Source organism: Afifella marina DSM 2698 (genome assembly GCF_900102695.1).
GTDB classification, from domain to species: Bacteria; Pseudomonadota; Alphaproteobacteria; order Rhizobiales; family Afifellaceae; genus Afifella; species Afifella marina.
On sequence record NZ_FMVW01000001.1, the window covers coordinates 684,934 to 708,992 of the forward strand.

Here is a 24,059-nt window from a genome sequence, read left to right on the forward strand (position 1 = left end):
GTTGCTCTATGGTTGCAACCAGATGGAGTTTATCGCCTCGATGGGGTGATCACCAATTGGTGACAATCCCACTTTCGGGGTTGATGAAAGCAAGTTTGTCTGTCGCATCTACGCCAGATGGGCTTTGCTATGTCAGGCCCGATCTAGGAAAAAATTCCTTGACGACCGTACGGTGCTTTGCTAGGGTTCAGGCACGGTCGGAGATGTGCGGCTGACGCACGGTCTGGAGCCGATCGTTTTCCGAGATTTTTGGGGTTTGAGCGGCGCCTTTGCGGTGGGCCGGAGCGTCTTTGCGGCTTCGCGTCTGGTCTACGGGCGGGCGGCGAGGGGCGGGGTTGTCCGTGTGCTCCGGCGTTGCGGGCGCGGGGAGAGCCCGGTCGCGGTTTTCGAGATATCACACTCAGATGCGGAGGGGTTTTGGCCGAGGAAGCTGACTGGGCCGCGATCCGGGCCGCCTATGAGGACGGCGCGGAGCCGCTGTCCGCCATCCGCCGGCGCTTTCATGTGAGTGCCGGCGCGATCGCCGAGCGCCGTCGCCGCGAGGGCTGGACGCCGCGCTCCAGCGATCTGGGCGCGATCAGCCGCCAGAGGGCGGCGGCACGGCAAGACCGCGCAAAGGCCGAGAACGAGGCCGGGTCCGCCGAAAGGTCGGCGAAGATTGCGGCCGGTGGGCGGGGCGGTGCTGCCGCCTCTGGGGCGCGAGTGGTTGGGACGCGCGGGAACGGGCGCAAGTCGGCCTCAGGGTCGCGCTCCAAAACGCCGGAGCGGCCGCCAGGACGGGTCGAACGGCTTCTGCGGCTCGTCGATGCCGAGCTCGGGCGGCTGGAAGCGCGGTTCTCCAGGGAGGGCGAGGTGGCAGAAAAGGATGTGCGGCTTCTGTCGGAGGCTGCGCGCATGCTCGACCGCGCCGAGGCGCTGGCGCGCAAGGGCGGCGAGAAAGCGCCGAGCGAGACGGATGATCAGGACTGGCTGCGCGCCGAGCTGTCGCGGCGGATCGTGTCGTTGAAGAAGCGGGCCGAGCGGGGCTGACGCGGCGCGGACCGGTTCGCGGCCACTACAACAAAAAGGTGGCCTGGCCGCCGGGGAGGCGGCGATGCGCCAAAAATGCCCGCCGGGCCTGCGCGCCGAATGGCATGCGCTCGTCGGCGCCGAGGATCTCGACGCGGCGATGTCGGAGAGGAGTTCAGACGAGCTCGCCCGGCTTCTCGACTGGCGGCTTTGGGCCCGGCCCGATCAGCTTCCGCCCGAGGGCGACTGGACGGTCTGGCTCTATCTCGGGGGCCGCGGCGCCGGCAAGACGCGCGCCGGGGCGGAATGGGTCAAAGGGCTGGCGCTCGGTCAGCGCCCGTTTGCGCGCGAGCCGCTGGAGCGCATCGCGCTCGTCGGCGAGACGCTCGCCGATGTGCGCGATGTGATGGTGGAGGGGCCGTCGGGGCTTTTAGGCCTTCACCGGCCGAGCGAGCGGCCGAGCTTTTCGGCGACGCGGCGCAGGCTCTTATGGCCGAACGGGGCGCAGGCGCTGATGTTCTCCTCGCAGGACCCGGAAAGCCTGCGCGGGCCGCAGTTTCACGCCGCCTGGTGCGACGAACTCGCCAAATGGACCTATGCCGAGGCGACCTTCGACATGCTGCAATTCGGGCTCCGGCTCGGGATCAATCCGCGCCAGCTCGTGACGACGACGCCGCGCAACGTGCCGCTCGTCAAACGGCTTCTGGCAGCGCCGCGCACGGCCGTGACCAAGGCGACGACGGCGATGAACGCCGACAATCTGGCGCCGGGTTTTCTGGAGGCCGTCGTCGGGCGCTATCGCGGCACCAGGCTCGGCCGCCAGGAGCTCGATGCGGAATTGATTTCCGACCGGCCGGATGCGCTCTTCAAGCGCGCCGATATCGAGGCGGAGCGGGTCGGTGCGGCGCCGGAACTGATCCGCGTGGTCGTCGCCGTCGATCCGCCGGCCTCTTCGGGACGCGAGGCCGATTCCTGCGGGATCGTGGCGGCCGGCCGCGGGGCGGACGGGTTCGGCTATGTGCTCGCCGACAAGACGGCGCAGGGGCTCTCGCCCGCCGGCTGGGCGGGGCGGGCCGTCGATCTCTTTCACGCGCTCTCCGCCGACCGGCTGGTGGCGGAGGCGAACCAGGGCGGCGACATGGTGGCCGCCGTCATCCGCCAGGCCGATCCGAGTGTCGCCGTGCGCCTCGTCCATGCAAGCCGCGGCAAGGTGGTGCGGGCGGAGCCGGTCGCCGCCCTCTACGAACAGGGGCGCATCCGCCATGTCGGCGCGCTGCCGGAGCTCGAAGACGAAATGGCCGATTTCGGCCTCGGTGGGCTGTCCTCGGGGCGCTCGCCGGACCGGGTCGATGCGCTCGTGTGGGCGCTCACGGAGCTGATGCTGACGGGTGGCGGCGAGGCGCGCGTGCGGCGGATTTGAGGGGGCGCGGAGGTTTCCCTTCCTCGTGGCGTGGAGGGTGAGGCGCCGGAGGAAAAAACGACGTCTCGCGCCTGACGGGTCTTCGGCGACCCCCACCCGCCGCGCCTGGCGGCGCGTCGACCTCCCCACAAGGGGGAGGTGGGAGCGTGTGGCGCGGGCGTGCCGGGAAACGAGCGCCGATGAATGTTGAACGGTGCCAAGCCTGCGAAGGTGGCGAAGACAGATTGAGGGCGGGCGCGGACTTTCCCCTCCCCCTTGTGGGGAGGGGTCAGGGGTGGGGGTCGACCAGGGAAACCGGCGTCGACCAAGGAAACCGGCGTTGCCGTGATTGGATCGACGTCCGCGACCCCCACCCGCCGCGCCTGACGGAGCGTCGACCTCCCCACAAGGGGGAGGTGGGAGCGTGCGGCACGGCCTTGCTGGAGAAATGGGCGCCGGGGAGGGCGGAGCGGCGCCCGGACCGCGAGGGCGGCGGGAATGGATCTGCGTTCCTGGATTTGAGAGCGGGCACAGATTTCAGAGTGGGCACGGCCGTTCCCCTCCCCCTTGTGGGGAGGGGTTAGGGGTGGGGGTCGACCGAGGAAACCGGCGTCGACCAAGGAAACCGGCATTGCCGTGATTGGATCCACGTCCGCGACCCCCACCCGCCGCGCCTGGCGGCGCGTCGACCTCCCCACAAGGGGGAGGCGGGAGTGCGCGGCGCGGGCGTGCCGGGAAACGAGCGCCGGTGAATGTTGAACGGTGCCGGGCCTGCGAAGGTGGCGAAGACGGATTTGAGGGCGGGCACGGACTTTTCCCCTCCCCCTTGTGGGGAGGGGTTAGGGGTGGGGGTCTGGGAAGACGACCGGCGTTGCGATCTGACGGATCCTCAGCGACCCCCACCCGCCGCTCCTGGCGGAGCGTCGACCTCCCCACAAGGGAGGTGGGGAGCGTGCCGCGCGGGCGTGCCGACAGACGGGTTTCCGAAGAACGCGATTCCGATGGGGCGGAGGTTGTTACGCCGCCTCGGCCATTTTCTGGCGCGCTTCCACCACGGAGGCGAAGTTGGTTTCGGCCCAGTCGATGAGGGTCAGAAGGGGGGCGGCGAGGCTTTTGCCGAGGGGGGTGAGCGAATAGGTGACCTGCGGCGGGACGGTCGGCTGCACGTCGCGGTCGATGAAGCCGTCGGATTGCAGCCGGCGCAATGTCTGCGTCAGCATGCGCTTGGAGATGTCGGGCACGGCGCGGGCGAGCGCGCTGAAGCGTTTTGGCCCGCCCGCGAGGGCTGAGAGAATGAGGATCGACCAGCGGTCGCCGATATGGTCGAGGAGGTTGCGCACCGGGCAGCGCGTCGCGTCGAAATCGAATTGCATCCAGCTTTCGAATTTTTCACCGAGCGCGCGGTGCGGTTCCAGCTGTTGTGCCATCTCGACCTCCATAAGGGGCTTGTCGGTAACCTGGTGACGGGAAAGTGCCGTCTTCTCTCGTCGATATAAGGTCTCTAAATGAGACTATGTCAACGATTGAGACCGGAGAATTTTGATGAGCACCAACCCACGTTACGCCGTCACCGGCGCGAGCGGCCAGCTCGGGCGCCTCGTCATTGCAGCCCTCGTCCGCCGCGTCGGCGCCGAGGCAGTTGTCGCGATCGTTCGCGATCCGGCGGGCTCCGCCGAGCTTTTTCCTGAGGGTGTCACCATTCGCGAGGGCGATTACGAGCGCCCGGAAACGCTCGATGCCGCCTTTAACGGAGTGGAGCGGCTGTTGCTGATTTCATCGAACGCCGTCGGGCGCCGCGCGGGCCAGCACCGCAATGTCGTGGAGGCTGCGAAGCGCGCCGGCGTGTCGCGCATCGCCTATACGAGCATCCTGCACGCCGACCGGTCCACGCTCGGACTGGCGGAGGAGCACCGCGACACCGAAGCGGCTCTGGCCGCAAGCGGCCTCGCCGTCACGCTCCTTCGCAACGGCTGGTACACGGAGAATTACGCCGCCTCGATCCTGCCGGCGCTGGAGCATGGCGCCTTGATGGGAAGCGCCGATGGCGGGCGCATTTCAAGTGCCGCACGCGCCGATTATGCGGAAGCTGCGGCCGCCGCGCTGGTCGACGATACCGAGCCCAGCCGCGTCCACGAGCTGGCCGGCGACGAGGCCTATACACTGACGGAGTTCGCTGCCGAGATCTCGCGCCAGTCGGGCAAGGCTGTCGCCTATGCCGACATGCCGGAAGCGGAGTATCGCGAGGCGCTCAAAGGCGCCGGCCTGCCGGACGCGATTGCCGCGATGCTCGCCGATTCCGATGCCGGCGCCGCCAGGGGCGATCTCTTCGACGACACACACGAACTGTCCCGGCTGATCGGCCGGCCGACGACGCCTTTCGCGGCAACGATCGAGGCGGCTCTGAAGGGCTGATCCGGCGGGTCTCCCCTGATCGGGCAAACCCTCCCGCACGTGGCCCTAACCCGGCCGGGTTCGCCGGCCACCCTCTCCCCGTCGGGGAGAGGACGGGTGCGGGCCGCATCCGGGGCAGGGCGGCGCCGGGAGTGGCCGCGCGTCTCGAAATGCCGCCTGACCAAGGGAGAGACGCATGCGCTGGTGGAGACAAGCGCTGGAGGCGAAAGCCTCGCGCACGGGACCGCTGATCGCTTTTTCGCACACCGGCGCGCCGGTATGGACGCCGCGCCATTACGCGGCGCTCGCCCGACGCGGCTATATGGAAAACGCCATCGTCTACCGCGCCGTGCGGCTGGTTTCCGAGGCGGCGGCCTCCGTGCCGCTGCTTCTTTATGAGGGGGCGCGAGAGCTCGCCGAGCATCCGCTCTTGGCGCTCCTCGCCCGCCCCAATCCGCGCCAGGCCGGGGCGGAGCTTTTCGAGGCGGCTTACGGCCATCTCCTGACCTCGGGCAATGCCTATCTGGAGGCGGTGACGGGCTCAGATGGTGAGATCCGTGAAATCTATGCGCTGCGGCCGGACCGGATGAAGGTGATTGCGGGCCCTGACGGCTGGGCGCAGGCGTATGAATATTCCGTCGCCGGACAGAGCCTGCGCTTTCAGATGCCGGAGGAGGGGCTGTCGCCGATCCTGCATCTGACGCTCTTTCATCCGCTCAACGATTATTACGGCTTTGCCCCGCTCGAAGCGGCACAAAAGGCGCTCGACCTCCACAACGAGGCGTCGGCCTGGAACAAGGCGCTTCTGGAGAATGCCGCGAGGCCTTCCGGTGCGCTCGTCTATCAGGGGCCGGAAGGCGCGAACCTGTCGGAAGATCAGTTCGCCCGGCTCAAAGGCGAGCTCACAGAGAATTTCGAAGGTGCCGCCAATGCGGGACGGCCGCTTCTCCTGGAGGGCGGGCTTTCCTGGCAGGCGATGAGCCTGTCGCCGAAGGACATGGATTTTCTGGAAGCGAAGAACGCGGCGGCACGCGAGATCGCGCTCGCCTTCGGCGTGCCGCCGATGCTTTTGGGCATTCCGGGCGACAACACCTATTCCAATTACCAGGAGGCGAACCGGGCGCTGTGGCGCCAGACGGTCTTGCCGCTGATCGGACGGATGACCGGCGCGCTCTCGAACTGGCTGGCACCTTCCTTTGGCGAGCGCCTGCGCCTTTCTTATGACGCCGATCAGATCGATGCGCTCGCCGCCGATCGCGCCGAACGCTGGAAGCGGCTGTCGGAGGCGAGCTTTTTGAGCGACGACGAAAAGCGCGAGGCGCTGGGCTACGGGCCGCTCGAGGCATGATGGGCCAGCAAGATGCGGCCAGAATGATGGGGCCAGAATGATGCGTCTCAGGCCTTCATCAGGGCGAGACCGCAGGCGATGCAGGCGGCGGAGATCCACCGCCAGCGGCTGACGGGTTCGCGCAGGACGAAGGCGGCGATCAGCGCGGCAAAGAGGATGCTCGATTCGCGCAAGGCGGCGACGAGGGCGATCGGCGCCTGGGTAAAAGCCCAGACCGCGATCCAATAGGAGCCGAGCGACATCGCCCCGGCCGCCACGCCGCTTTTCCAGGCGGGACGGAGGGCGACGAAGGCGGAGCGCCCATGCCGCACGGCGATGAAGGCTGTGAGGAGGGCGGCATCGCCGATCACCATCCACAGGACGAAGCCTGAGGGTGTGTCGGCGACGCGCGCGCCGAGGCCGTCGACGAGCGTGTAGCTGGCGGTGAAGCCGGCCGTGCCGAGGGCGAAGAAGAGGGCATGCGCGTCCATGCGGCCGGAGGTCGAGCCCTTCGCCGCCATCAGGAGAATGCCGGCGGAGATGGCGCCGATCGCGACAAAGGCGGACGGCGCAAAGGATGCGTCGAGGAATAAGACAGATATGACCGTGACGAAGATCGGCGCGGCGCCGCGGGCGAGCGGATAGGCTTGGCTGAGATCGGCGCGCGCATAGGCTTCGATGAGAAAGAGCTTGTAGCCGGCATGAAGGGCGGCCGCGGCCGCGATCATCGGTAAGGACGCGGCCGCCGGCCGGGCGACGAAGGGCAGCGCGCATGCCGCGATCGCCGCCTGCGCGATGGCGAGGAGCAGGATCGTGGAGACGCGGTCGAGCCCGACCTTCACCACGGAATTCCACCCGGCATGGAGAAGGGCGGCGAGGATGACCGCGGCGAAGACGTGATTGTCCATGCAGGCTTTCCAGGAGAGGGGTCTGAGGTCGCACGCAGCGCGGCGTGATGTGTCGTTTCCTCTTCTGGCTGATTGCGTTTTCTTGGAAAAACGATGATTTTTGGTTCTTGGTGTGAGGAAAACGCACATGAAGCGCGGAGCTCTTCCGCTCAATGCCCTGCGTGCCTTCGAGGCGACGATGCGGCATGGCCAGATGCGGCTTGCCGCCGACGAGCTCGGCGTGACGCATGGCGCCGTCAGCCGTCAGGTGCGGCTTTTGGAGGAGATCCTTGAGGTTCCGCTCTTCGAAGGGCCGCGCAACAAATTGGTGCCGACGCAGACGGCACTGGAGCTCGAACCGGCCTTGACGGAGGCCTTCGACGGCATCGAGGTGGCTGTCACCCGCGCCATGCAGCGCGAGAGCCGGTTTCTCGACGTCTCCTGCACGGGCACGCTCGCCATGCGCTGGCTGATCCCGCGGCTCGTCGACTTCCAGACGGCGCATCCGAAGATCGAGGTGCGGCTGACCGGCGAATACGGGCCGGTCGTGAGCCCGAAGCTTGCCGCGAGCGTCGATCTCGACGCGCCGGAAACGCTTCATACGCTGCCGGCGCTCCATACGAAGACTCGGCCGGCGGCCTGGGCCGATTGGTGCCGGGAAAAGGATCTGGTACCGCCGACGGGCGGGCGCGTCTTCGAGCATTTCTACTTCCTGCTGGAAGCGGCGACGGCCGGGCTCGGCGTGGCGATCGCGCCCGAAGTGCTGGTGCGCGACGATGTTGCTGCGGGGCGGCTTCTGGCGCCTTTCGGCTTTGCCCCGACGGGACAGGCCTATGTCGCGCTCAGGCCGCGCCGGCCGAACCGCGATGCGCAGCTTTTCATCGCCTGGCTGGAAGACGCGGCGATGACGCCCGGCCCGGCAAGCTGATGCGGGGCGCCTGCCGGTTTTCTGGCCGGGCGGACATGACAGGAAGCGAAGGGGTGACGATGCCTGAGCTCACCAAGACCTTCGCCGAACGGGGCGATCTGGCGCATCTGGCGCTGTTTCTGTGGGCGTCGGGCGCCTCCGGACTGCTCGTCTGGAGCCTGCGTGAGCTCGCCGCCTCCAACCGGCGTTTCAACGATTTCGTCAAGGAGATCGCACAGCTCAACCGGCTGTTCCGCGACCATTCCTGAACTTTCGAGGCCACGATGAAGAGACTTTGGAACGCGCTCGTGCCGGCGCGAACGGACCATCGCGCCGTGTTTTCGGAATTCGCCGTCAGGCTTCTGGGGGCGATCGCCGAACAGAGATGGGCCCGCCACGGCAATGGCGCTGCCGGTGAGAACGGAAGGCCGCGCTTCCGGGTGGTGCGATGAGGGCGCGCGCCCGGCACGGGCCGGACATCCTCGCCGCCACCGCGACCTTGCGGCAAAGCCTGGAAGAGATCGGCGCCGATGGGCGCTTCTCCGGCTATGCGAGCCTTTTCGGCCGGCGCGATCTGGCCGGCGATATCGTCATGCCGGGCGCCTTCGCGACATCTCTGAAGACGCGCGGGGCGGCCGGCATCCGCATGCTCTTCCAGCACGATCCGGCCGAGCCGATCGGTGTGTGGGAGGAGATTGCCGAGGATCGGCGCGGGCTTTTCGTGCGCGGGCGGCTGACGCTCGACGTGGTGCGGGCGCGCGAGGTGCATGCGCTGTTGAAGGCGGGCGGGCTCGACGGGCTGTCGATCGGCTACCGCACGCTGCGCGGGCGCAAGGACCGGCGGGGTGGCATCCGCCGCCTTTACGAGATCGACCTCTGGGAGGTCTCGATCGTCACCTTTCCGATGCTGACGGAGGCACGCATCGCCTCCGTCAAGACAGACGAGCCGGGGCTTTCCGCAAGGCTCCTCTCCGCCGCGCGGCGCCTGACGCCCGCCCGGCCGAAAGGCGCCCGGATTGCCGGCGGAAAACCGGCCTTTTCCTGAACATGCGAAACCAAGAGGACGAAATGACGATGTCTGGCCGTAATGCCGGGGCGAGCCCGGCGCTGGAAAACAAGATGCATGGCGATCCCCTCGCCGAGACCAAGGCGGGGCCGCCCCCTGAAGTGGGCGTCGCCTTCGACGAATTCATGAACGCCTTCGAGGCTTTCAAGGAGGCGAACGACGAGCGGCTCGGCGAGATCGAGCGGCGTCTTGCCCCCGACGTCGTCACCGAAGAGAAGGTGGCGCGGCTCAACGACGTGCTCGACCGGCAGGAACGGGCGATCGAACGCCTGACGATCGAGGGGCGCCGACCGCGGCTTGCGGGCAGCAACGGAGCCGAGCCGTTTCTGGAGCGTGCCGGTGCCGATCTCTCCGGCCATGGCGCCGCCTTCTCGCGCTATCTGCGGGCGGGCGAGACGGCGGCTCTTGCAAGGCTTGAGCGAAAGGCGATGGCGATCGGCACCTCCGACGGCGCGGATGGCGGCTATCTGGTGCCGGACGAGACGGAAGCGGAGATCGGCCGCAGGCTCGTCCAGGTCTCGCCGATCCGGGCGATCGCGAGCAGCATCACCGTGTCGGGCAGCCTCTACAAGAAACCCTTTGCGGTGAGCGGGCCGGCGACCGGCTGGGTCGGCGAGAGCGAGGCGCGGCCCGAGACGGATACGCCGGTTCTCGATGCGCTCGAATATCCGGTGATGGAGCTTTACGCGATGCCCGCCGCGACGGGTGCGCTTCTCGACGATGCGATCGTCGATCTGTCTGCCTGGCTGGCCGGCGAGGTCGACCAGGCTTTTGCCGAACAGGAGAGCGCGGCCTTCGTCAAAGGCAACGGCAACAAGAAGCCGACGGGATTTCTCGCCGTGCCGAATATCGCCGAAAGCGCCTGGGAATGGGGCAAGCTCGGCACGCTTTCGACCGGGGTTTCAGGTGCCTTTCCCGCCGACATGCCGAGCGATCTTCTGATCGACCTCGTCTATGCGCTGAAGGCCGGCTACCGCCAGAACGCCCATTTCGTCATGAACCGGCGCACCGAGGCGGCGATCCGCAAATTGAAGGACGCCGACGGGAATTATGTCTGGGCGCCGCCGGCGGGGCTCGGCAGCCGTGCCACGATCATGAATTTCCCGGTCGTGGACGCCGAAGACATGCCCGACATCGCGGCAGGCTCTCTGTCGATCGCCTTCGGTGATTTTTCGCGCGGCTATCTGATCGTCGACCGCCAGGGCATCCGCATCCTGCGCGATCCCTATTCGGCCAAGCCCTACGTGCTTTTTTACACGACGAAACGGGTCGGCGGCGGCGTTCTCGACTTCGACGCGATCAAACTTGTCAAGTTCAGCGCAAGCTAGGCGTGCGAAGACAGGTCGTCACCGACCTGAGGGTGCTGCCCTCATGTGATCCGGGGTCCCGCTCCTGCACCCCCATCCTCCGACGGGGCCCCGGCCTGCGGCCTGCCTTCGGGCAGGCCGCTCCTTTTTCCCCAAGGTGACATATGCAACGCATTCTTCTGGAAGGGCCGGAGGTGGAGCCCGTGTCGCTCGCCGAGGCGAAGGCGCATCTGCGCGTCGAGCACGAGGCCGAAGACGAGCTCATCTCCGCTTACCTGGTCGCCGCGCGCGTGGCGCTCGAAGGCGATCTCCGCAAAGTTCTGATCGCGCAAGGATGGCGCCTCGTCCTGACGGAACACCCGCATGGCGGGCGTCTGCGGCTGCCGATCCGCCCGCTTTTGTCGGTGGATCGGGCGCGCCTCATGACGGCTTCCGGCGAAAGGCTCCTCGAAGAGGACGAGATTTCGCTTGGGGGCGCGGCGGACGAGCTCCGGCTCGATGCCAGGCTTTGGGGAATGATCCGGCTTCAGATCGACGTCACGGCGGGTTTCGGCGAGACCGCAGCCGAGGTGCCGGCGCCCCTGCGCCAGGCGATCCTGTTGCGCGCCGCCCATTGGTACGAGCATCGCGGTGCGGCGCTTGAAGCCGACGGGCCCGGCGCGCTGCCGGCCGGCTACGAGCGGCTGATCGCGCCATTTCGCGAGCTGGTGGCGGCATGAGCGCGGCGCGCCGGAGGGCGAGGCGGCCTGTGACGCGACCCATGACCAGGCCTGTGACCAGGCCGGGCCGGCTCTCCCAGCGCATGGTCTGGGAACGGCCGGTGACCGCGCCGGACGGGCTCGGCGGCGAAACCACCACCTATCTGCCGATCGGCCATGTCTGGGCCGATCTCCGACCCGGGACGGCGCGCGACGTGGCGCTCGGCGAAGGGCGGGTCGGCGAGGTGACGCACGAGATTTTTGTGCGGCGCGAGGTGGGACTTGCGGCCGGCGACCGGCTGCGACTCGGGGCGCGGGTGTTTCTCTGCGTCATCTGCCACGATCCCGACGCGAGCGGCCGCTTCACCCGCGCCGAAGCTGTGGAGGAAGTCTGATGGGCGCCGAAGAGGCCCTGCAGCGGGCGATCTATGAAAGGCTTTCGGGAGATGCGGCGCTGACCGCCCTCATCGGGGCCGACAAGGTCTTCGATCATGTGCCGCGGAATATCGCTGCGCCTTACGTGCATCTCGGTGAGATAGAGGTGACGCCCGTGGCCGCCGGCAGCGGCGCGGAGGGGGAGCTCATCGAGATTATCTTCTCGCTCGTCGCCTTTTCGCGCGGTCGCGGCCGTCGCGAGACGCTCGGGCTTGCCGCGGCTTTGCGCGATTTGCTGCATGACGCCGATTTCGCGCTCGCCGGCTTCACGCTCGTCGGCTGCCGCTTCGTCCAGATGAAGACGAGCGGCGCCGGCGAGGCGAGCGGCCGGCGCGCGGTCTTGAAATTTCGCGCGGTGGTGGAGGAGGCGTGAGCGCAAGGTCATGCGTGTCGCGAGATCAGGCCCTCGCGAAGTGGTTCTAGCGACGGTGTCTGTGGCGATGTGGGCCATTCACCGCGACTGAATGGATCATGTAAATCTGTATACAACGAGAAGTATGCAGGGTCGCATGGCGCGGAAGCCGAAAGAAATCGGGACACTTGCCCACCTTGCGCATGCCCTGGCTGAGTTTGGTAGCCGGCTCGGAAGAGATACTCTCGTCTTTGTCGTTCTTGCGGTTGGCGCTTTCGGAGCGATGTCTCTCGGTGCCGACGAAAAGGCCGTCGCGTATGTCGCGACGCTTCTCCTCTTGGGCTGGCTTGTCAATAAATTGGTCAACGCCTACCTTCGCGAGCGCGCGGCCGCGCGCCGCCTGTTGCAACTCAGGCAAGAACGCGGCGTTAGGCTTTTGGAGAAATACTCCGAGAAGCAGGCACGCTTTCGCTTCAAAGGAGGCAAGTCTTCATCCGAGACAGAGAGTCGAGACAATGACTGAGATGATCGGAGGAGCGTTGTTCCGGGACGTTGGAATCTGGTTGCCGCTTCTGGTCGCCCTTTTCGTGGCTGCCTACTGGAGAGTCTGGCGGCTGGAGCAACGGGCAGACGTTCTCGATCTCGCGCGAGAGGCGAGCGAAGACTTTTACGATATGGCTGAAAGCGTGCTCTCCGACCCTGCGGCACCGGAAGAGGTCAAGCGAGCGCTGTACGATGTTGCGCGCGCCGTGACGGAACAGGACGCCGGCCACGAGATCTATCAGCTCGTCTTGCAGAGCACTCTGAAAGAGGAGCTGCGGCCGCGGGCCAAAGGCGGGCTCACCACGGCTATGGACCAGTTGAGGCGGCACCGCAGCGACCTTTACGAGAATGCCGAAGGAGCGTTTCGGGCCGGTCTGGCCGCAATCCTCCTCGGACATGCTGGTTTCGATCGCAAGATGAGCGTGACGGTTGTCCGCTCCGCCCGCTATCCGATCCTGATGCGCCTCGTAGAGATGATTGAAAAGTTCTTCTCAGGTCCTGACGGTGTGCGCTTGAGCGATGGCGACACATCCAATCGTCCAGGGCCATCAGCTGGATGCGCGGACGCTGCGTGAGGCGATCGGCCGGGCACGGCAAAGGCTTTGACGGGGCTTTGCTCCGAAGAGCCGCACATGGGCGATTACGCCTTGGCTGGATGGCCGGCACCGGCGAAACGAGAAGACGCCGTCACAAAGAGACATCGTGTAACCAGCCAAGGCAAGCCCGGCCTCACTCGGCCTCCCAGGTGAGGCCGGTGAGGTGCTGGCTGAGGGTCCACAGGCGTTTGGCGGCATCGGCATCGACGGCATAGGCGCGCACGCCGGTCGTCAGACGCGTCGAGGGGTCTGAGGCGTTTTCGGTGGTTTCCGGTGCGACCGGAGCGATGTCGCAATCATCGCAATAGACGCCACCCATGCCGTCGAGCTCGGAGCTGACAGCGCACCAGACGGAGGTCGCCGCCCCCTGGGGGATCGTCTTCAGCGAGCGAGCCGGATCGATGACCGGTTCACCGTTTTCGTCGATGGCGCCCATATCGCGCAGCCTCGACGGATCGAGATAGCGGCCGAGATCGGTCGCGACGATGCCGCCCGGATGCAGCGAGAAGGCGCGCACGCCATGGCTTTCGCCCCGCCGGTCGAGCTCCAGCGCGAAGAGGATGTTGGCCGTCTTCGACTGGCCGTAGCCGAGCCAGGGGTCGTAGTCGCGCCGCTCGAAATTGACGTCGTCGAACATTACGGGCGAGAAGCGGTGGCCGCGCGAGGAAAGCTCCACGACGCGTGCGCCGCCGGCCGCGCCGGCCGCCTTCAGCGCCGGCCAGAGCCGCGCGGTGAGCTGGAAATGCCCGAGATGGTTGGTGGCGAACTGGGATTCGTAGCCGCGCGCATCGCGCGCCAAAGGCGGCGCCATGATGCCGGCATTGTTGACGAGAATGTCGAGGGCCCGGCCGAAGGCAAGAAACGTCTCGGCGAAGGCATCGATCGACGCGGGATCCATGAGGTCCATCGGCGCCGAGGAGACGCGCTCGAAACCGGCGAGGGCGCGCTCGGCCTTTGCCTGATCGCGCACCGGGACGACGACTTCGGCACCGGCGCCGGCAAGCACGCGCACCGTCTCAAGACCGATGCCGGCATAGCCGCCGGTGACAATGGCCGTTTTGCCGGAAAGATCGATGCCGGCAACGACCTCTTCGGCGGTGGAAGCGGCACCGAAACGGGAGCCGATCGGGGCCTGGGAACTGGGCATGGGACAAGAACTCCGTTTGGGATGAGAGCGGGAGATAGGGTCTCGTCCGGGCTGCGGCTTGCCTGATCCTGTCAATTGCTTGTCCGCTTGAGCGAAGCTTCTTCGCCGACCTCCCCCGGCGTCGCCCCAGCGGTGCCCCGACACGTCTGCCTGAAATCAGCGGGAGAACCCATCATGAGTGCTCAGAGAGGCAAGGACCTGCTCCTGAAACTGGAGCGGGACGGACAATTCGTGACTGTTGCCGGGCTTCGTGCCAGGCGGATTTCGTTCAACCAGGCGAGCGTCGATATCACCAACACCGATTTCGCCGGGCGCTGGCGCGAGCTTCTGGAGGGGGCGGGCGTGAAACGGGCGGGGCTTTCCGGCTCTGGCGTGTTTCGCGATCAGGCGAGCGACATGACGATCCGCGAGATCTTCTTTGCCGGCACGATCGTCGCCTGGCAGGTGGTGATCCCCGATTTCGGCACGGTGACGGGGCCGTTCCAGGTGACGGGGCTTGAATATTCCGGCGAGCATGACGGCGAGGTCGCCTACGATCTGGCACTGGAATCGGCCGGTGAACTCGCTTTTGCGGCATTGTGAGCGGAGGCGGAGATGGCAAATTCCCATCGCGGCGAGATCGATGCGGTGCTCGGCGGCGAGACGCGCAGGCTCTGTTTGACGCTCGGTGCGCTCGCCGAGCTCGAAGCCGCCTTCAAGGTCGAGGATCTGGTGGCGCTCGCCGGGCGCTTCGAGACGGGGCGGCTTTCGGCGCGCGATCTCATCCGCATTCTGGGGGCGGGGCTGAGGGGCGCCGGCGAGGCGATCTCCGACGACGAGGTGGCGGTGCTGCGTGCCGAGGGAGGCGCGGCGGGATTTGCAAAGATCGCCGCGGAGCTTTTGCGGGCGACGTTCGGTGCGCCGCAGGGGGACCTCGGAGGTTCCGACACTCTGGGAGAAGACGCAAAAAACCCTCTTTAGCCGCAGACGGAACAAGAGACGGCAGGCGAGAGGGCGCAAAGCCCTTCCCCTGGCAGGAGGCGATCACCTTCGGCCTTGCCGTTCTGCGGCTTTCCCCGCGCGATTTCTGGGCGATGACGCCGCGCGAATTTTCGGCCTGCCGCACGGCTTTGTGCGGGGCGGGCAAGACGCCGCTCACAGCGGGCGAGCTCGCGCGGCTGATGGCGCGCTTTCCCGATCGGTAGGACATGATGGCAGACGATTTCGACTTCGGCTCGGACGAATTCTCCGGGAGCGCTGAGGCGCTGTCGGCGACGCTCGGCGATCTTCAGCATCTGGCGGACGGGTTCGGGCGCTCCATGACGAGCGCCTTCCGCCAGGCGGCGGTGGAGGGAAGGCGCTTCGACAGCGTGTTGAAGAGCCTGGCGCTCGGCCTGTCACGGCGCGCCCTCAATGCGGCGCTGGCGCCGATCGCCGGCGGACTTTCCGGCGCGCTCACCTCGGTGTTCGGATCATTTCTGGGCGGTTTCGCCCAAGGCGGCGTGTTTGCGGGCGGCAAGGTCACGCCGTTTGCGGCGGGCGGGGTCGTCGCCGCGCCGAGCTATTTTCAGACGGGGCACGGCATCGGGTTGATGGGCGAGGCGGGGGCGGAGGCGATCCTGCCCTTGCGGCGCGGCGCCGATGGAAGGCTCGGCGTGGCAGCCGCCGGCGCCGGCGCGCAGCCCGTCAACGTCACCTTCAACGTGACGACGCAAGATGCGGCGAGTTTCCGCCGCTCTGAAGCCGAAATGACGGCGATGCTGGCGCGGGCCGTATCGCGCGGCCGGCGGGGGCTCTGAGCCGTCATGTCCGCAGGCTTTCACGAGGTTTCGTTCCCGCTGGCGCTCGCCTTCGGCTCGTCCGGCGGGCCGGAGCGGCGCACCGAAGTGGTGACGCTCGCCTCCGGCCGCGAGGAGCGCAACCAGCGCTGGGCCGATTCCAGACGCCGCTACAATGTCGGCTCGGGCGTGCGTTCGCGCGCCGATATGGAAAGGTTGATCGCCTTCTTCGAGGAGCGGCGCGGCCGGCTTTATGGCTTCCGCTTCCGCGACCGCAGCGATTTTTCCTCCGCACCGGCGCCGGCCGAGCCCGGCCCCTTCGATCAGCGGATCGGCACGGGCGACGGCACGACAACAGAATTTCTTCTCGTGAAACGCTATGGCGACGGGCTCGCCCCGTGGCTGCGCGAGATCGAAAAGCCGGTTGAGGGCACCATCCGAATTGGCGTCGGCGGGGTGGAGAAGGCGGCGGGAGCATTCTCGCTCGACGTCGCCACCGGGCGCATCGCCTTTTCCTCCGGCCATGTGCCGGCGGCGGGAGCGGTTATCACCGCCGGCTTCCTCTTCGACGTGCCGGTGCGCTTCGACACCGACCGTCTCGACATCGATCTTGCCGCCTTCGAGGCGGGCGAGGCGCCTTCCGTCCCGATTGTGGAGATCAAGCCGTGAAGGATTTTTCCGCTGCGCTGACGGCGCATCTTCAGGCGGGCGTCACGAGCCTGTGCGCCTGCTGGACGCTGATCCGTGGCGACGGGGTGAGGCTCGGTTTCACCGATCACGACCGCAAACTCGTTTTCGGCGGCGTCACCTACGAGCCGCAGAACGGGCTGACGGCGTCGGGCGGCGTCGCCCATGCGGGGCTCGAAGTCGGCGGCCTCGACGTTGCCGGGGCGCTGAGCTCTGAGCGGCTGTCGGAAGACGATCTTCTCGCCGGGCTCTATGACAATGCCCGGGTCGAGATGTGGCTCGTCAATTGGGCGGCGCCCGCGATGCGCCATCTGATGCGGATCGCTTCGATCGGCGAGGTGACGCGCGAGGACCATGCCTTCAAGGCGGAGCTGCGCGGGCTCGCGCACGCGCTCGACCAGGAAAGCGGCCGGCTTTTTGCGCATCTCTGCGACGCCGATCTCGGCGACGGCCGCTGCCGCGTCGATCTTGCGGCCCGGCGCGTCGAGGCGGTGGTGACGGCGACGGACGGGATGGGCTGGATCGAGGCCGGTGCGCTTGGCGCAGAAGATGGCAGTCTGGCGCGCGGGCTTTTGACGTTTCTCTCCGGTGCGAACGAGGGCCGCGCGATCGAAGTGACGCGCCACGCCGTCGAGGAGACGGCGCACCGCCTGACGCTGTGGCAGAAGATGGAGCGGCCGATCGCCGTCGGCGACCGGTTTGCGGTGACGCCCGGCTGCGACAAGCGGCTTGCGACCTGCCGCGAACGCTTCGCCAACACGCTCAATTTCCGCGGCTTTCCGCATATGCCCGGCAACGATTTCGTCTGGTCGGTGGCAAGCGGCGGCGAGGTCAGCACCACGACGCCCTTCATCGGGCGCCCGGGCCCAAACGAATGAGGACCGCCTGCATGAGACAGGCGAGCGTGAGGCCGGTGCGCCGAGCCGAAATCGTGACGGCGGCACGCGGTTGGATCGGCACGCCCTACCGTCATCAGGCCGCCCTCCGCGGTGTCGGTGCCGATTGTCTTGGTCTCGTCCGCGGCGTCTGGCGAGAGCTTTACGGCACGGAGGCGGAGACGCCGCCCGCCTATACGCCCGACTGGGCGGAAGCGCGGGGCGAGGAAACGCTGAGAGACGCCGCGTGCCGGCATCTGTGCGAAATCGAGATTGCCGAGGCGCGGGCCGGCGACGTGCTCCTCTTCCGCTGGCGAAGGGGGCTGCCGGCAAAGCATGCCGCGATCCTTTCCGGCGAGACGACGATGATCCATGCGCATGAAGGGGCGGCAGTCGCCGAAGTCGCGCTGGTGCCCGCCTGGCGGCGGCGCATCGCCTATGCCTTTGCGTTTCCGAACCTCGGCGATGGCGAAGCGGAGGAGGGCTGATGGCGACGCTTCTCTTGAGTGCCGCGGGCGCGAGCCTCGGCGGCCTTTTCGGCGGGGTCGGGGCGATCGCCGGACGCGCGCTCGGCGCGCTTGCGGGCTATGCGATCGACCGCAGCCTGTTTTCCACCGAGCGCAAGGCGGAAGGCGCGCGGCTTTCCGACCTGACCGTGCAGAGTTCGACCGAAGGTGCCCCGATCCCGCGCGTTTATGGGCGCGTGCGCCTTGCCGGCCAGGTGATCTGGGCGACGGATTTCGAGGAAGTCGCGACGACCGACACGCAGCGCGCGGGCGGCAAGGGTGGCGGCAGCAAGGTGACGACGACCACCTACAGCTATTTCGCCAATTTCGCCGTGGGGCTGTGCGAAGGCGAGGTGGCCCATATCGGCCGCATCTGGGCGGACGGCAAGCCGCTCGATCCCTCGCGCGTCACCCTGCGCATCTATAAAGGCAGCGAGGACCAGTTGCCCGATCCCTTGATCGCCGCGCATGAGATCGATCCGCCCGCCTATCGCGGCACCGCCTATGTCGTCTTCGAACGGCTAGCGCTTGCGGAATTCGGCAACCGCATTCCGCAGCTCTCCTTTGAGATTTTGCGGCCCGTCGGCAGCATCGAAAAGGATATCCGCGCCGTCTGCATGATCCCGGGCGCGGGCGAATTCGTCTACGACACCGCGCTTCGCCTCAGCGAAGGTGATCCCGGCACCTATGCCACCGCCAACACCTTTGCCCGCCGCGAGGAGGCGGATTTCGAGACCTCGCTCGACGAGCTCGTGGATCTCTGCCCGCGGCTTGAATGGGTGACGCTGGTGGTCGCCTGGTTCGGCAACGATCTGCGTGCGCCAGATTGCCTGATCCAGCCGATGGTCGACGACGCCCATAAGCGGATCTCCGGCGGCGACTGGTCCGTGGCGGGGCTTTCCCGCGGCGAGGCGGAGGTCGTCTCCTATATCGACGGACGGGCGGCCTATGGCGGCACGCCGAGCGACGAGACGGTCGTCCGGGCGATCCGCGAACTGAAGGTGCGCGGCCTCAAGGTGGCGCTTTTGCCTTTCGTGTTGATGGATGTGGCGGCGGGCAACGAGCTTCCCGATCCGAGAAGCGGCGGGGTGGGGCAGCCGCCCTATCCCTGGCGCGGGCGCATCACGCTGTCGGTGGCGCCGGGGCGCGCCGGTTCGCCCGACAAGAGCGCGGCGGCGGCAGGCGAGATCGCAGCGTTTCTGGGCGGGGCGTCGCTCGGCCAGTTTTCCGCGGGCGCGGGGGGTGTTTCCTATTCGGGGCCTGCGGACTGGCACTATCGTCGCTTCATTTTGCACAACGCGCATCTGGCGAAGGCGGCGGGCGGGGTCGACGCGTTTCTCGTCGGCTCCGAAATGGTGGGGCTGAGCCAGATCCGCGTGCAGGCGAACCGCTATCCGTTCGTGGAGGCGCTGCGCGTGCTGCGCGGCGAATGCCGGCAGGTGCTGGGGCCGGCGACGAAAATCTCCTATGCGGCCGACTGGTCGGAATATTTCGGCCATCAGCCGGCGGACGGCTCCGGCGACGTTTTCTTCCATCTCGACCCGTTCTGGGCGGAGGCCGATTTCGTCGGCATCGACGTCTACTGGCCGCTCGCCGATTGGCGCGACGCGCCGGGTCATGCCGACGAGGCGGAAGGGAGGTCGATCTACCGGCTCGATTACCTGCGCAAGAACCTCGCCGCCGGCGAAGGCTTCGACTGGTATTACGCCTCCGACGAGGACCGGAAGGCGCAGCGGCGCAGCAGGGTCACCGACGGGACGGCCGGCAAACCCTGGGTGTTTCGCTTCAAGGACATCGAGAGCTGGTGGACAAACCGGCATTACGACCGGCCGGGTGGCGTGGAGATGGCGACGCCGACCGCGTGGCTGCCGTTGTCGAAGCCGATCTGGTTCACCGAGTTCGGTTGTCCGGCCGTCGACAAGGGCGCCAACCAGCCGAACGTCTTTTACGATCCGAAATCCTCGGAAGGCGCGCTGCCGCATTTTTCTGCCGGCGAGCGGGACGATCTCATTCAGCGCCGAACGATCGAGGCGCTTCTGTCCGCCTATGACCCGAGCCACGCCGATTATGCGGGGATGAACCGGGATGGGCCGAACGGTCCGATGGTCGATCCGGCGCATCTGACGCTCTGGACCTGGGATGCCAGGCCTTATCCCTGGTTTCCCGCGCTTGAGGATGTCTGGGGCGATGCGCCGAACTGGCGCTATGGGCACTGGCTCAACGGACGGCTCGGCGCCATGGATCTTGCCCGGCTGATCGAGGCGGTGCTGTCAGATCATGGCTTTGAGGCTGCGGAGGTCGTCGACGTGCATGGGCTCGTCGAGGGCTTCGTCGTCGGCGAGCGGTCGTCGGCGCGCGCGACGCTCGAACCGCTTTTGTCCGCCTATGGCGTCGATGCGGCCGATGCCGGCACCACGATCCGCTTTCGCGGACGCGCACGGCCGCTTGATGCCACGCTGTCGGAAACTTTGTTGATCGACGCGGCCGATGCTCCGCTGACGACGCGACGGCGGGCGCAGGAGACGGAGCTTGCCGCCGAAGTGGCGCTGCGCACGCTCTCGCCCGACAACGATTACCGCATGGCGGCGGCGCATTCGCGCCGGCTCGCCGGGGGAAGCCGCCGCGTCCTGACGCTCGATCTGCCGATCGTGGCACGCGACGCGGAGGCGGAAGCGCTCGCCGAGGCGATGCTTGCCGATCTCTGGCGGGGGCGCGAGGAGATTTCCTTCGCGCTGCCGCCGAGTTGTTCCGCGCTCGATGCGGGCGATGCGGTGCGGCTCACGCTGGAGGGGCGCTCCGACACGTTTCTGGTGACGCGCATCGCCGATGGCGAGACGCGCGAAGTGGAGGCGCGGCGGGTGACGCTGCGGCGCAAGGCGATGCTGCCTGCGACGCCGACCCCGCCGGGGATCGTGACGCCGCCGGCCTATGGGCCGCCGCTCGTCCATGTCATGGAGCTGCCGGCGCCGGCCGATGGCGAGAAGGCGCACCAGCCGCGGCTTGCCGCCTTCGCCGAGCCATGGCCGGGAACGCTTGCGGTCTATCAGGGCGAGGCGGGGGGTGGCTTTTCGTTTCTGTCGACGATCGCGACGCGCGCGACCTGCGGCCGGTTGGTGACGCCGCTGCGGCCCGGCCCTCTCGGCCGCTTCGACCGCGCCAATGCGCCGGAGGTGACACTTTTCGGCGGCGCGCTCGCCTCGCTGCCCGAGATCGATGTGCTGGCGGGCGGCAACCTCGCGGCGGTCAAAGCCGACGACGGAAGCTGGGAAGTTCTGCAATTCGCCGCGGCCGAGCTGATCGGGACGAGGCGCTATCGTCTCACGCATCTGTTGCGGGGGCAGGGCGGCAGCGAGGCGGCTATGGCGGCGGGTGCGAGCGCCGGCAATGCTTTCGTGCTGTTGAACGACGCCGTCGCCGTTCTGCCGATGGGGCTCGACGCGATCGGGCGGGACAAGCGTCTGCGCATCGGGCCGATCGCCGAAAGCCATGCGGCGGCGAGTTTCGTCGAGATCGCCGTCACGCCCGAGGGGCGGGGGCTCAGACCCGCGAGCCCGGTGCATCTGCGGGCAAGACGCGATCCCGCGACGGGCGATGTGGCGCTGTCCTGGATCCGGCGCACGCGCTTTGGCGGCGACAGCTGGGCGCTTGCCGATGTGCCGCTCCACGAGACACGCGAAGCCTACCGCGTGGAGATTTTGGACGCCGGGACGGTGCGGCGCGAGGCGGAGACGGCAGCCCCGAATTTTGCCTATGCCGCCGCCGCGCAGCTCGCCGATTTTGGCGCTTTGCCGGAGGTGCTGACCGTGCGCGTCGCGCAGCTCTCCGAGACGATCGGGCCGGGTTTTGCGGCCGAGGCGACGCTTCGCCTCTGACGGGCGACGGCACCGAGACAAGGCTTTTTTCGAGCACAGAGAGGGAGAGCGGCATGATCGCCGTCAAGGACCTGCGCGTGATCGCGGGCGCGAGAGCGCGCGCCGGCATTCTGGAGGGTGTCGCCGAGGGGCTCGCCCGGCACGGAGCCGCTTTCGGGCTCGACCGCCCGGAGATGCTCGCCGCGTTTCTGGCGCAGATCGGCCATGAGAGTGGGCGCTTTCACTATCTGGAAGAGATTTGGGGGCCGACGGCGGCGCAGCGGCGCTACGACACGCGGACCGATCTCGGCAACACGGCGGAGGCGGACGGCGACGGCTATCGCTACCGCGGCCGGGGTCTCATCCAGGTGACGGGGCGGGCGAACGTTGCAGCCTTCTCGGTTTGGGCGAAAGAACGTTTTGCCGATGCGCCGGTTTTTTTAGTCGAGCCCGACCTCCTGGCCGCCTTTCCCTGGGCGTTTTTGTCGGCGCTCTGGTATTGGGAAAGCCGCGATCTCGGCCGCCTCGCCGCGGTGGGCGATCTGATCGGCCTGACGCGGGCGATCAATGGCGGGATGAACGGCCTCGCCGACCGGCGGCGGCTTTATGTGCGCGCCGCGCTCGTCCTTCTCGGCCAGGAACTGACGAAGGGGGCGGTCAAGCGCTTTCAGGCCGCGCGCGGCCTCACCCCCGACGACATCGCCGGAGCGAAGACGCTTCGGGAACTGCACGCCGCGCTCGCAGAACTGCCGGCACTGTCGGCGCCAGGCGGCAAGACGAGGCCCGTGCCTCAGGCGGGTCGCGCGGCCCCGCCCTGGGGGCTGATTTTGCTCACATTTCTCGTTCTGGCCGCTCTCGCAGCGGCCGTTTTTCTGTCTGGAGGGAAAATCTCATGACCACCGTCAACCAGCCCACGCTTCTGCCGACCAACAAGCTGACCGCGGCGACTTTTGCTGCCTCTCTCGCCAATCTCGCGCAGCTTCTCGTGGCGCGGCATTTTCCGGAATTCGCCGATCCGGAGATCTGGGCCCCGCTCGCCCCGGCGCTGGCGCTGATCGTCGGCTATTTCGTGAAGGACCGGGCGAATGTGTGAGGGGGATAGCGAAAGCATGCCGTCGGTTCGCTCGGACCTATCCATCGGATAGCGTAACACAAATGTGGCCATTTGGTCGCATCCGCATCAATCAAAGCGTGACTTCGCAAGTCAATGTTGAACGGTCACAATCGTCAACTAATATGCAAAACATGATGGGACATGCAAAATTCCGCTCGCGCGACTTCAGACGCGGTGTTTACCAGGGAATTGGCGCTCCGCTGTCGTTTTTCGCGCCGGCGAACTATAGGCGTGCTCGGAAATTTTCCGTCACTATGAATTCGGCTTGGGACGCGGTAGAGTCTGCGCTTTATAGTTCTATTAAAATAGAGCGGGGGCGTGGCCAAGCAACCTCAGCAAAAGGTGGCGTCTCAAAAGAGCGCGTCTAGCAATTTTGAAGACCCGTTTGCTGCAGAGCTCAGCAAGCGGGTTTCAGCTATTGTTGGTCGCGAGCAGGCGACGAAGGTTACCGCGCAGGTTCTCGCTCTTTATCATGAAGAGCGCTTCCAGGGCCCGATCGCTCATCCCAAGCATCTGCGCGAATACGAGGATATTTTGCCTGGGTCGGCCGATCGCATCATCAAGATGGCCGAAGCTGCGCTGGAGCATCAAAAGACGATGCAAAAGCAGGCACTTGACGCGGATATCCAAGACACGAGAGATGGCCGCAAATACGGCTTCTGGGCGTTGATGGCGCTGATAGGAGGCGCTCTGGCATGCGGCCTGTCAGGGCACGAGGTTCTTGCCGGCCTGTTTCTCGGAACAGGCGCGCTCGGCACCGTGGGCATCTTCATTCGAGGGAAGATGGGAGCATCAGCCTCCGATCACGATTGACCGAGCCGTTTCGTATCACTCTGTGCCCCGTGCGACGGGTGGCCCTTCCAAAGTATGTCTCTCTCCTCCCCATTCAGCCCGCATTCAGCCGCTCGTGCTATGAGACAGGCATGATGATGTTGCGCCGCTTTCTTTCCCTTTCCGTCCTTCTCCTGTCGCTTCTCGTGGCGGGAGAAGCCGCCGCCGCCTGTCTCGGACCCGGTGAGGCGCGCCAGGTGGTGGCGTCCGGCCAGGCCGTGCCGCTGTCGCAGGCGCTCAGGCGCGCCGGCATTTCCGGCGAGGTCGTCGACGTCAAATTGTGCGAGGCGGGCGGGGGCTATGTCTATCAGGCCTCCGTGCTCGGCCCGGACGGGAGGCTTCAGCGCGTCAACATTCCGGCGCGTTAGGCGGAGA

The 24,059-nt window shown here is 67.0% G+C and carries 29 protein-coding genes; 26 read left to right on the forward strand and 3 right to left on the reverse strand.

Annotation, left to right across the window (positions count from 1 at the left end):
• Positions 1 to 417: 417 nt before the first annotated feature.
• Together BLP76_RS03165 and BLP76_RS03170 are read left to right on the forward strand one after the other, a co-directional pair.
• Positions 418 to 1,029 carry a hypothetical protein gene (locus BLP76_RS03165; RefSeq protein WP_092809439.1) on the forward strand — a complete coding sequence of 204 codons (612 nt, stop codon included), beginning with the start codon at positions 418 to 420 and terminating at the stop codon, positions 1,027 to 1,029.
• 139 nt (positions 1,030 to 1,168) lie between these two features.
• Complete coding sequence (locus BLP76_RS03170; protein WP_092810098.1) at positions 1,169 to 2,428, forward strand: DNA-packaging protein; 1,260 nt, start codon at positions 1,169 to 1,171, stop codon at positions 2,426 to 2,428.
• A 995-nt stretch (positions 2,429 to 3,423) separates the two neighbouring features.
• Here BLP76_RS03170 and BLP76_RS03180 read toward each other — a convergent pair.
• Positions 3,424 to 3,834: a winged helix-turn-helix transcriptional regulator gene (locus BLP76_RS03180; RefSeq protein WP_171904363.1), complete on the reverse strand. Its 411-nt coding sequence runs from the start codon at positions 3,832 to 3,834 to the stop codon at positions 3,424 to 3,426.
• 115 nt (positions 3,835 to 3,949) lie between these two features.
• Between BLP76_RS03180 and BLP76_RS03185 the strand changes: the two genes are divergently transcribed.
• Together BLP76_RS03185 and BLP76_RS03190 are read left to right on the forward strand one after the other, a co-directional pair.
• Complete coding sequence (locus BLP76_RS03185) at positions 3,950 to 4,819, forward strand: SDR family oxidoreductase (protein ID WP_092809443.1); 870 nt, start codon at positions 3,950 to 3,952, stop codon at positions 4,817 to 4,819.
• Between the two features lie 175 nt (positions 4,820 to 4,994).
• Entirely contained in the window at positions 4,995 to 6,146 is a 1,152-nt protein-coding gene (locus BLP76_RS03190; RefSeq protein ID WP_092809445.1) for a phage portal protein, read from the forward strand.
• A gap of 47 nt (positions 6,147 to 6,193) precedes the next feature.
• On the opposite strand, the gene BLP76_RS03195 is transcribed toward BLP76_RS03190, so the two are convergent.
• The gene (locus BLP76_RS03195; protein ID WP_092809447.1) at positions 6,194 to 7,033 is read right to left on the reverse strand and encodes a DMT family transporter; all 840 of its coding nucleotides are present in this window, start codon (positions 7,031 to 7,033) and stop codon (positions 6,194 to 6,196) included.
• Between the two features lie 127 nt (positions 7,034 to 7,160).
• Here BLP76_RS03195 and BLP76_RS03200 point away from each other — a divergent pair, with 127 nt between their 5' ends.
• The 10 genes from BLP76_RS03200 (at position 7,161) to BLP76_RS03240 (ending at position 12,895) form a co-directional block, all read left to right on the forward strand.
• On the forward strand, positions 7,161 to 7,940 hold the full coding sequence (locus BLP76_RS03200) for a LysR substrate-binding domain-containing protein (RefSeq protein WP_092809449.1): 780 nt from the start codon (positions 7,161 to 7,163) through the stop codon (positions 7,938 to 7,940).
• A gap of 59 nt (positions 7,941 to 7,999) precedes the next feature.
• Positions 8,000 to 8,188, forward strand: a complete 189-nt coding sequence (locus BLP76_RS03205) for a hypothetical protein (RefSeq protein WP_092810102.1) — start codon at positions 8,000 to 8,002, stop codon at positions 8,186 to 8,188.
• A 15-nt stretch (positions 8,189 to 8,203) separates the two neighbouring features.
• Positions 8,204 to 8,371: a hypothetical protein gene (locus BLP76_RS18720; protein ID WP_170130398.1), complete on the forward strand. Its 168-nt coding sequence runs from the start codon at positions 8,204 to 8,206 to the stop codon at positions 8,369 to 8,371.
• Complete coding sequence (locus BLP76_RS03210; protein WP_092809451.1) at positions 8,368 to 8,964, forward strand: HK97 family phage prohead protease; 597 nt, start codon at positions 8,368 to 8,370, stop codon at positions 8,962 to 8,964. Before BLP76_RS18720 ends, BLP76_RS03210 begins: the two co-directional genes overlap by 4 nt.
• Before the next feature lie 29 nt (positions 8,965 to 8,993).
• A complete protein-coding gene (locus BLP76_RS03215; protein ID WP_420867638.1) occupies positions 8,994 to 10,313 on the forward strand; it encodes a phage major capsid protein in 1,320 nt (439 codons plus the stop codon).
• A gap of 143 nt (positions 10,314 to 10,456) precedes the next feature.
• Complete coding sequence (locus BLP76_RS03220; protein WP_092809453.1) at positions 10,457 to 11,011, forward strand: head-tail connector protein; 555 nt, start codon at positions 10,457 to 10,459, stop codon at positions 11,009 to 11,011.
• Between the two features lie 41 nt (positions 11,012 to 11,052).
• Positions 11,053 to 11,385, forward strand: coding sequence for a head-tail adaptor protein (locus tag BLP76_RS03225; RefSeq protein WP_170130397.1), 333 nt, complete (start codon positions 11,053 to 11,055; stop codon positions 11,383 to 11,385).
• The gene (locus BLP76_RS03230; protein WP_092809457.1) at positions 11,385 to 11,798 is read left to right on the forward strand and encodes a DUF3168 domain-containing protein; all 414 of its coding nucleotides are present in this window, start codon (positions 11,385 to 11,387) and stop codon (positions 11,796 to 11,798) included. The genes BLP76_RS03225 and BLP76_RS03230 overlap by 1 nt, the downstream gene beginning before the upstream one ends.
• A 136-nt stretch (positions 11,799 to 11,934) precedes the next feature.
• Positions 11,935 to 12,300 (forward strand): hypothetical protein, encoded by a 366-nt coding sequence (locus tag BLP76_RS03235; protein WP_092809459.1) that lies wholly within the window; start codon positions 11,935 to 11,937, stop codon positions 12,298 to 12,300.
• Positions 12,293 to 12,895, forward strand: coding sequence for a hypothetical protein (locus tag BLP76_RS03240; RefSeq protein WP_139163674.1), 603 nt, complete (start codon positions 12,293 to 12,295; stop codon positions 12,893 to 12,895). The genes BLP76_RS03235 and BLP76_RS03240 overlap by 8 nt, the downstream gene beginning before the upstream one ends.
• Positions 12,896 to 13,049: 154 nt before the next feature.
• On the opposite strand, the gene BLP76_RS03245 is transcribed toward BLP76_RS03240, so the two are convergent.
• Positions 13,050 to 14,063 (reverse strand): oxidoreductase, encoded by a 1,014-nt coding sequence (locus BLP76_RS03245; protein WP_092809463.1) that lies wholly within the window; start codon positions 14,061 to 14,063, stop codon positions 13,050 to 13,052.
• Positions 14,064 to 14,237: 174 nt separating this feature from the next.
• Here BLP76_RS03245 and BLP76_RS03250 point away from each other — a divergent pair, with 174 nt between their 5' ends.
• The 12 genes from BLP76_RS03250 (at position 14,238) to BLP76_RS03305 (ending at position 24,052) form a co-directional block, all read left to right on the forward strand.
• The gene (locus BLP76_RS03250; RefSeq protein ID WP_092809465.1) at positions 14,238 to 14,645 is read left to right on the forward strand and encodes a phage major tail protein, TP901-1 family; all 408 of its coding nucleotides are present in this window, start codon (positions 14,238 to 14,240) and stop codon (positions 14,643 to 14,645) included.
• 12 nt (positions 14,646 to 14,657) lie between these two features.
• Complete coding sequence (locus tag BLP76_RS03255; RefSeq protein ID WP_092809467.1) at positions 14,658 to 15,023, forward strand: gene transfer agent family protein; 366 nt, start codon at positions 14,658 to 14,660, stop codon at positions 15,021 to 15,023.
• Positions 14,918 to 15,247 carry a rcc01693 family protein gene (locus tag BLP76_RS19230; RefSeq protein ID WP_092810106.1) on the forward strand — a complete coding sequence of 110 codons (330 nt, stop codon included), beginning with the start codon at positions 14,918 to 14,920 and terminating at the stop codon, positions 15,245 to 15,247. Before BLP76_RS03255 ends, BLP76_RS19230 begins: the two co-directional genes overlap by 106 nt.
• Before the next feature lie 6 nt (positions 15,248 to 15,253).
• Positions 15,254 to 15,841, forward strand: coding sequence for a phage tail tape measure protein (locus tag BLP76_RS03265; protein ID WP_092810108.1), 588 nt, complete (start codon positions 15,254 to 15,256; stop codon positions 15,839 to 15,841).
• A gap of 6 nt (positions 15,842 to 15,847) precedes the next feature.
• Positions 15,848 to 16,489 carry a DUF2460 domain-containing protein gene (locus BLP76_RS03270; RefSeq protein WP_092809469.1) on the forward strand — a complete coding sequence of 214 codons (642 nt, stop codon included), beginning with the start codon at positions 15,848 to 15,850 and terminating at the stop codon, positions 16,487 to 16,489.
• Positions 16,486 to 17,385 (forward strand): DUF2163 domain-containing protein, encoded by a 900-nt coding sequence (locus BLP76_RS03275; protein WP_092809471.1) that lies wholly within the window; start codon positions 16,486 to 16,488, stop codon positions 17,383 to 17,385. The genes BLP76_RS03270 and BLP76_RS03275 overlap by 4 nt, the downstream gene beginning before the upstream one ends.
• Before the next feature lie 11 nt (positions 17,386 to 17,396).
• Positions 17,397 to 17,870, forward strand: a complete 474-nt coding sequence (locus BLP76_RS03280; RefSeq protein WP_092809473.1) for a DUF6950 family protein — start codon at positions 17,397 to 17,399, stop codon at positions 17,868 to 17,870.
• Positions 17,870 to 21,760, forward strand: coding sequence for a baseplate multidomain protein megatron (locus tag BLP76_RS03285; protein WP_092809475.1), 3,891 nt, complete (start codon positions 17,870 to 17,872; stop codon positions 21,758 to 21,760). Before BLP76_RS03280 ends, BLP76_RS03285 begins: the two co-directional genes overlap by 1 nt.
• Before the next feature lie 53 nt (positions 21,761 to 21,813).
• Complete coding sequence (locus tag BLP76_RS03290) at positions 21,814 to 22,635, forward strand: peptidoglycan-binding protein (RefSeq protein WP_092809477.1); 822 nt, start codon at positions 21,814 to 21,816, stop codon at positions 22,633 to 22,635.
• Positions 22,632 to 22,832, forward strand: a complete 201-nt coding sequence (locus BLP76_RS03295; protein WP_092809479.1) for a hypothetical protein — start codon at positions 22,632 to 22,634, stop codon at positions 22,830 to 22,832. Before BLP76_RS03290 ends, BLP76_RS03295 begins: the two co-directional genes overlap by 4 nt.
• Before the next feature lie 339 nt (positions 22,833 to 23,171).
• The gene (locus tag BLP76_RS03300; protein ID WP_092809481.1) at positions 23,172 to 23,666 is read left to right on the forward strand and encodes a DUF2335 domain-containing protein; all 495 of its coding nucleotides are present in this window, start codon (positions 23,172 to 23,174) and stop codon (positions 23,664 to 23,666) included.
• A 110-nt stretch (positions 23,667 to 23,776) separates the two neighbouring features.
• The gene (locus BLP76_RS03305) at positions 23,777 to 24,052 is read left to right on the forward strand and encodes a PepSY domain-containing protein (protein WP_200170626.1); all 276 of its coding nucleotides are present in this window, start codon (positions 23,777 to 23,779) and stop codon (positions 24,050 to 24,052) included.
• Positions 24,053 to 24,059: the final 7 nt, after the last annotated feature.

Excerpts from the sequence above, each read along its gene's own strand:
- BLP76_RS03170 (WP_092810098.1), top strand. The coding sequence starts at position 1,169 with ATGTCGGAGAGGAGTTCAGACGAGCTCGCCCGGCTTCTCGACTGGCGG.
- BLP76_RS03180 (WP_171904363.1), bottom strand. The coding sequence starts at position 3,834 with ATGGCACAACAGCTGGAACCGCACCGCGCGCTCGGTGAAAAATTCGAA.
- BLP76_RS03185 (WP_092809443.1), top strand. The coding sequence starts at position 3,950 with ATGAGCACCAACCCACGTTACGCCGTCACCGGCGCGAGCGGCCAGCTC.
- BLP76_RS03190 (WP_092809445.1), top strand. The coding sequence starts at position 4,995 with ATGCGCTGGTGGAGACAAGCGCTGGAGGCGAAAGCCTCGCGCACGGGA.
- BLP76_RS03195 (WP_092809447.1), bottom strand. The coding sequence starts at position 7,033 with ATGGACAATCACGTCTTCGCCGCGGTCATCCTCGCCGCCCTTCTCCAT.
- BLP76_RS03200 (WP_092809449.1), top strand. The coding sequence starts at position 7,161 with ATGAAGCGCGGAGCTCTTCCGCTCAATGCCCTGCGTGCCTTCGAGGCG.
- BLP76_RS03205 (WP_092810102.1), top strand. The coding sequence starts at position 8,000 with ATGCCTGAGCTCACCAAGACCTTCGCCGAACGGGGCGATCTGGCGCAT.
- BLP76_RS18720 (WP_170130398.1), top strand. The coding sequence starts at position 8,204 with ATGAAGAGACTTTGGAACGCGCTCGTGCCGGCGCGAACGGACCATCGC.
- BLP76_RS03210 (WP_092809451.1), top strand. The coding sequence starts at position 8,368 with ATGAGGGCGCGCGCCCGGCACGGGCCGGACATCCTCGCCGCCACCGCG.
- BLP76_RS03215 (WP_420867638.1), top strand. The coding sequence starts at position 8,994 with ATGTCTGGCCGTAATGCCGGGGCGAGCCCGGCGCTGGAAAACAAGATG.
- BLP76_RS03220 (WP_092809453.1), top strand. The coding sequence starts at position 10,457 with ATGCAACGCATTCTTCTGGAAGGGCCGGAGGTGGAGCCCGTGTCGCTC.
- BLP76_RS03225 (WP_170130397.1), top strand. The coding sequence starts at position 11,053 with ATGACCAGGCCTGTGACCAGGCCGGGCCGGCTCTCCCAGCGCATGGTC.
- BLP76_RS03230 (WP_092809457.1), top strand. The coding sequence starts at position 11,385 with ATGGGCGCCGAAGAGGCCCTGCAGCGGGCGATCTATGAAAGGCTTTCG.
- BLP76_RS03235 (WP_092809459.1), top strand. The coding sequence starts at position 11,935 with ATGGCGCGGAAGCCGAAAGAAATCGGGACACTTGCCCACCTTGCGCAT.
- BLP76_RS03240 (WP_139163674.1), top strand. The coding sequence starts at position 12,293 with ATGACTGAGATGATCGGAGGAGCGTTGTTCCGGGACGTTGGAATCTGG.
- BLP76_RS03245 (WP_092809463.1), bottom strand. The coding sequence starts at position 14,063 with ATGCCCAGTTCCCAGGCCCCGATCGGCTCCCGTTTCGGTGCCGCTTCC.
- BLP76_RS03250 (WP_092809465.1), top strand. The coding sequence starts at position 14,238 with ATGAGTGCTCAGAGAGGCAAGGACCTGCTCCTGAAACTGGAGCGGGAC.
- BLP76_RS03255 (WP_092809467.1), top strand. The coding sequence starts at position 14,658 with ATGGCAAATTCCCATCGCGGCGAGATCGATGCGGTGCTCGGCGGCGAG.
- BLP76_RS03265 (WP_092810108.1), top strand. The coding sequence starts at position 15,254 with ATGGCAGACGATTTCGACTTCGGCTCGGACGAATTCTCCGGGAGCGCT.
- BLP76_RS03270 (WP_092809469.1), top strand. The coding sequence starts at position 15,848 with ATGTCCGCAGGCTTTCACGAGGTTTCGTTCCCGCTGGCGCTCGCCTTC.
- BLP76_RS03280 (WP_092809473.1), top strand. The coding sequence starts at position 17,397 with ATGAGACAGGCGAGCGTGAGGCCGGTGCGCCGAGCCGAAATCGTGACG.
- BLP76_RS03285 (WP_092809475.1), top strand. The coding sequence starts at position 17,870 with ATGGCGACGCTTCTCTTGAGTGCCGCGGGCGCGAGCCTCGGCGGCCTT.
- BLP76_RS03290 (WP_092809477.1), top strand. The coding sequence starts at position 21,814 with ATGATCGCCGTCAAGGACCTGCGCGTGATCGCGGGCGCGAGAGCGCGC.
- BLP76_RS03295 (WP_092809479.1), top strand. The coding sequence starts at position 22,632 with ATGACCACCGTCAACCAGCCCACGCTTCTGCCGACCAACAAGCTGACC.
- BLP76_RS03305 (WP_200170626.1), top strand. The coding sequence starts at position 23,777 with ATGATGATGTTGCGCCGCTTTCTTTCCCTTTCCGTCCTTCTCCTGTCG.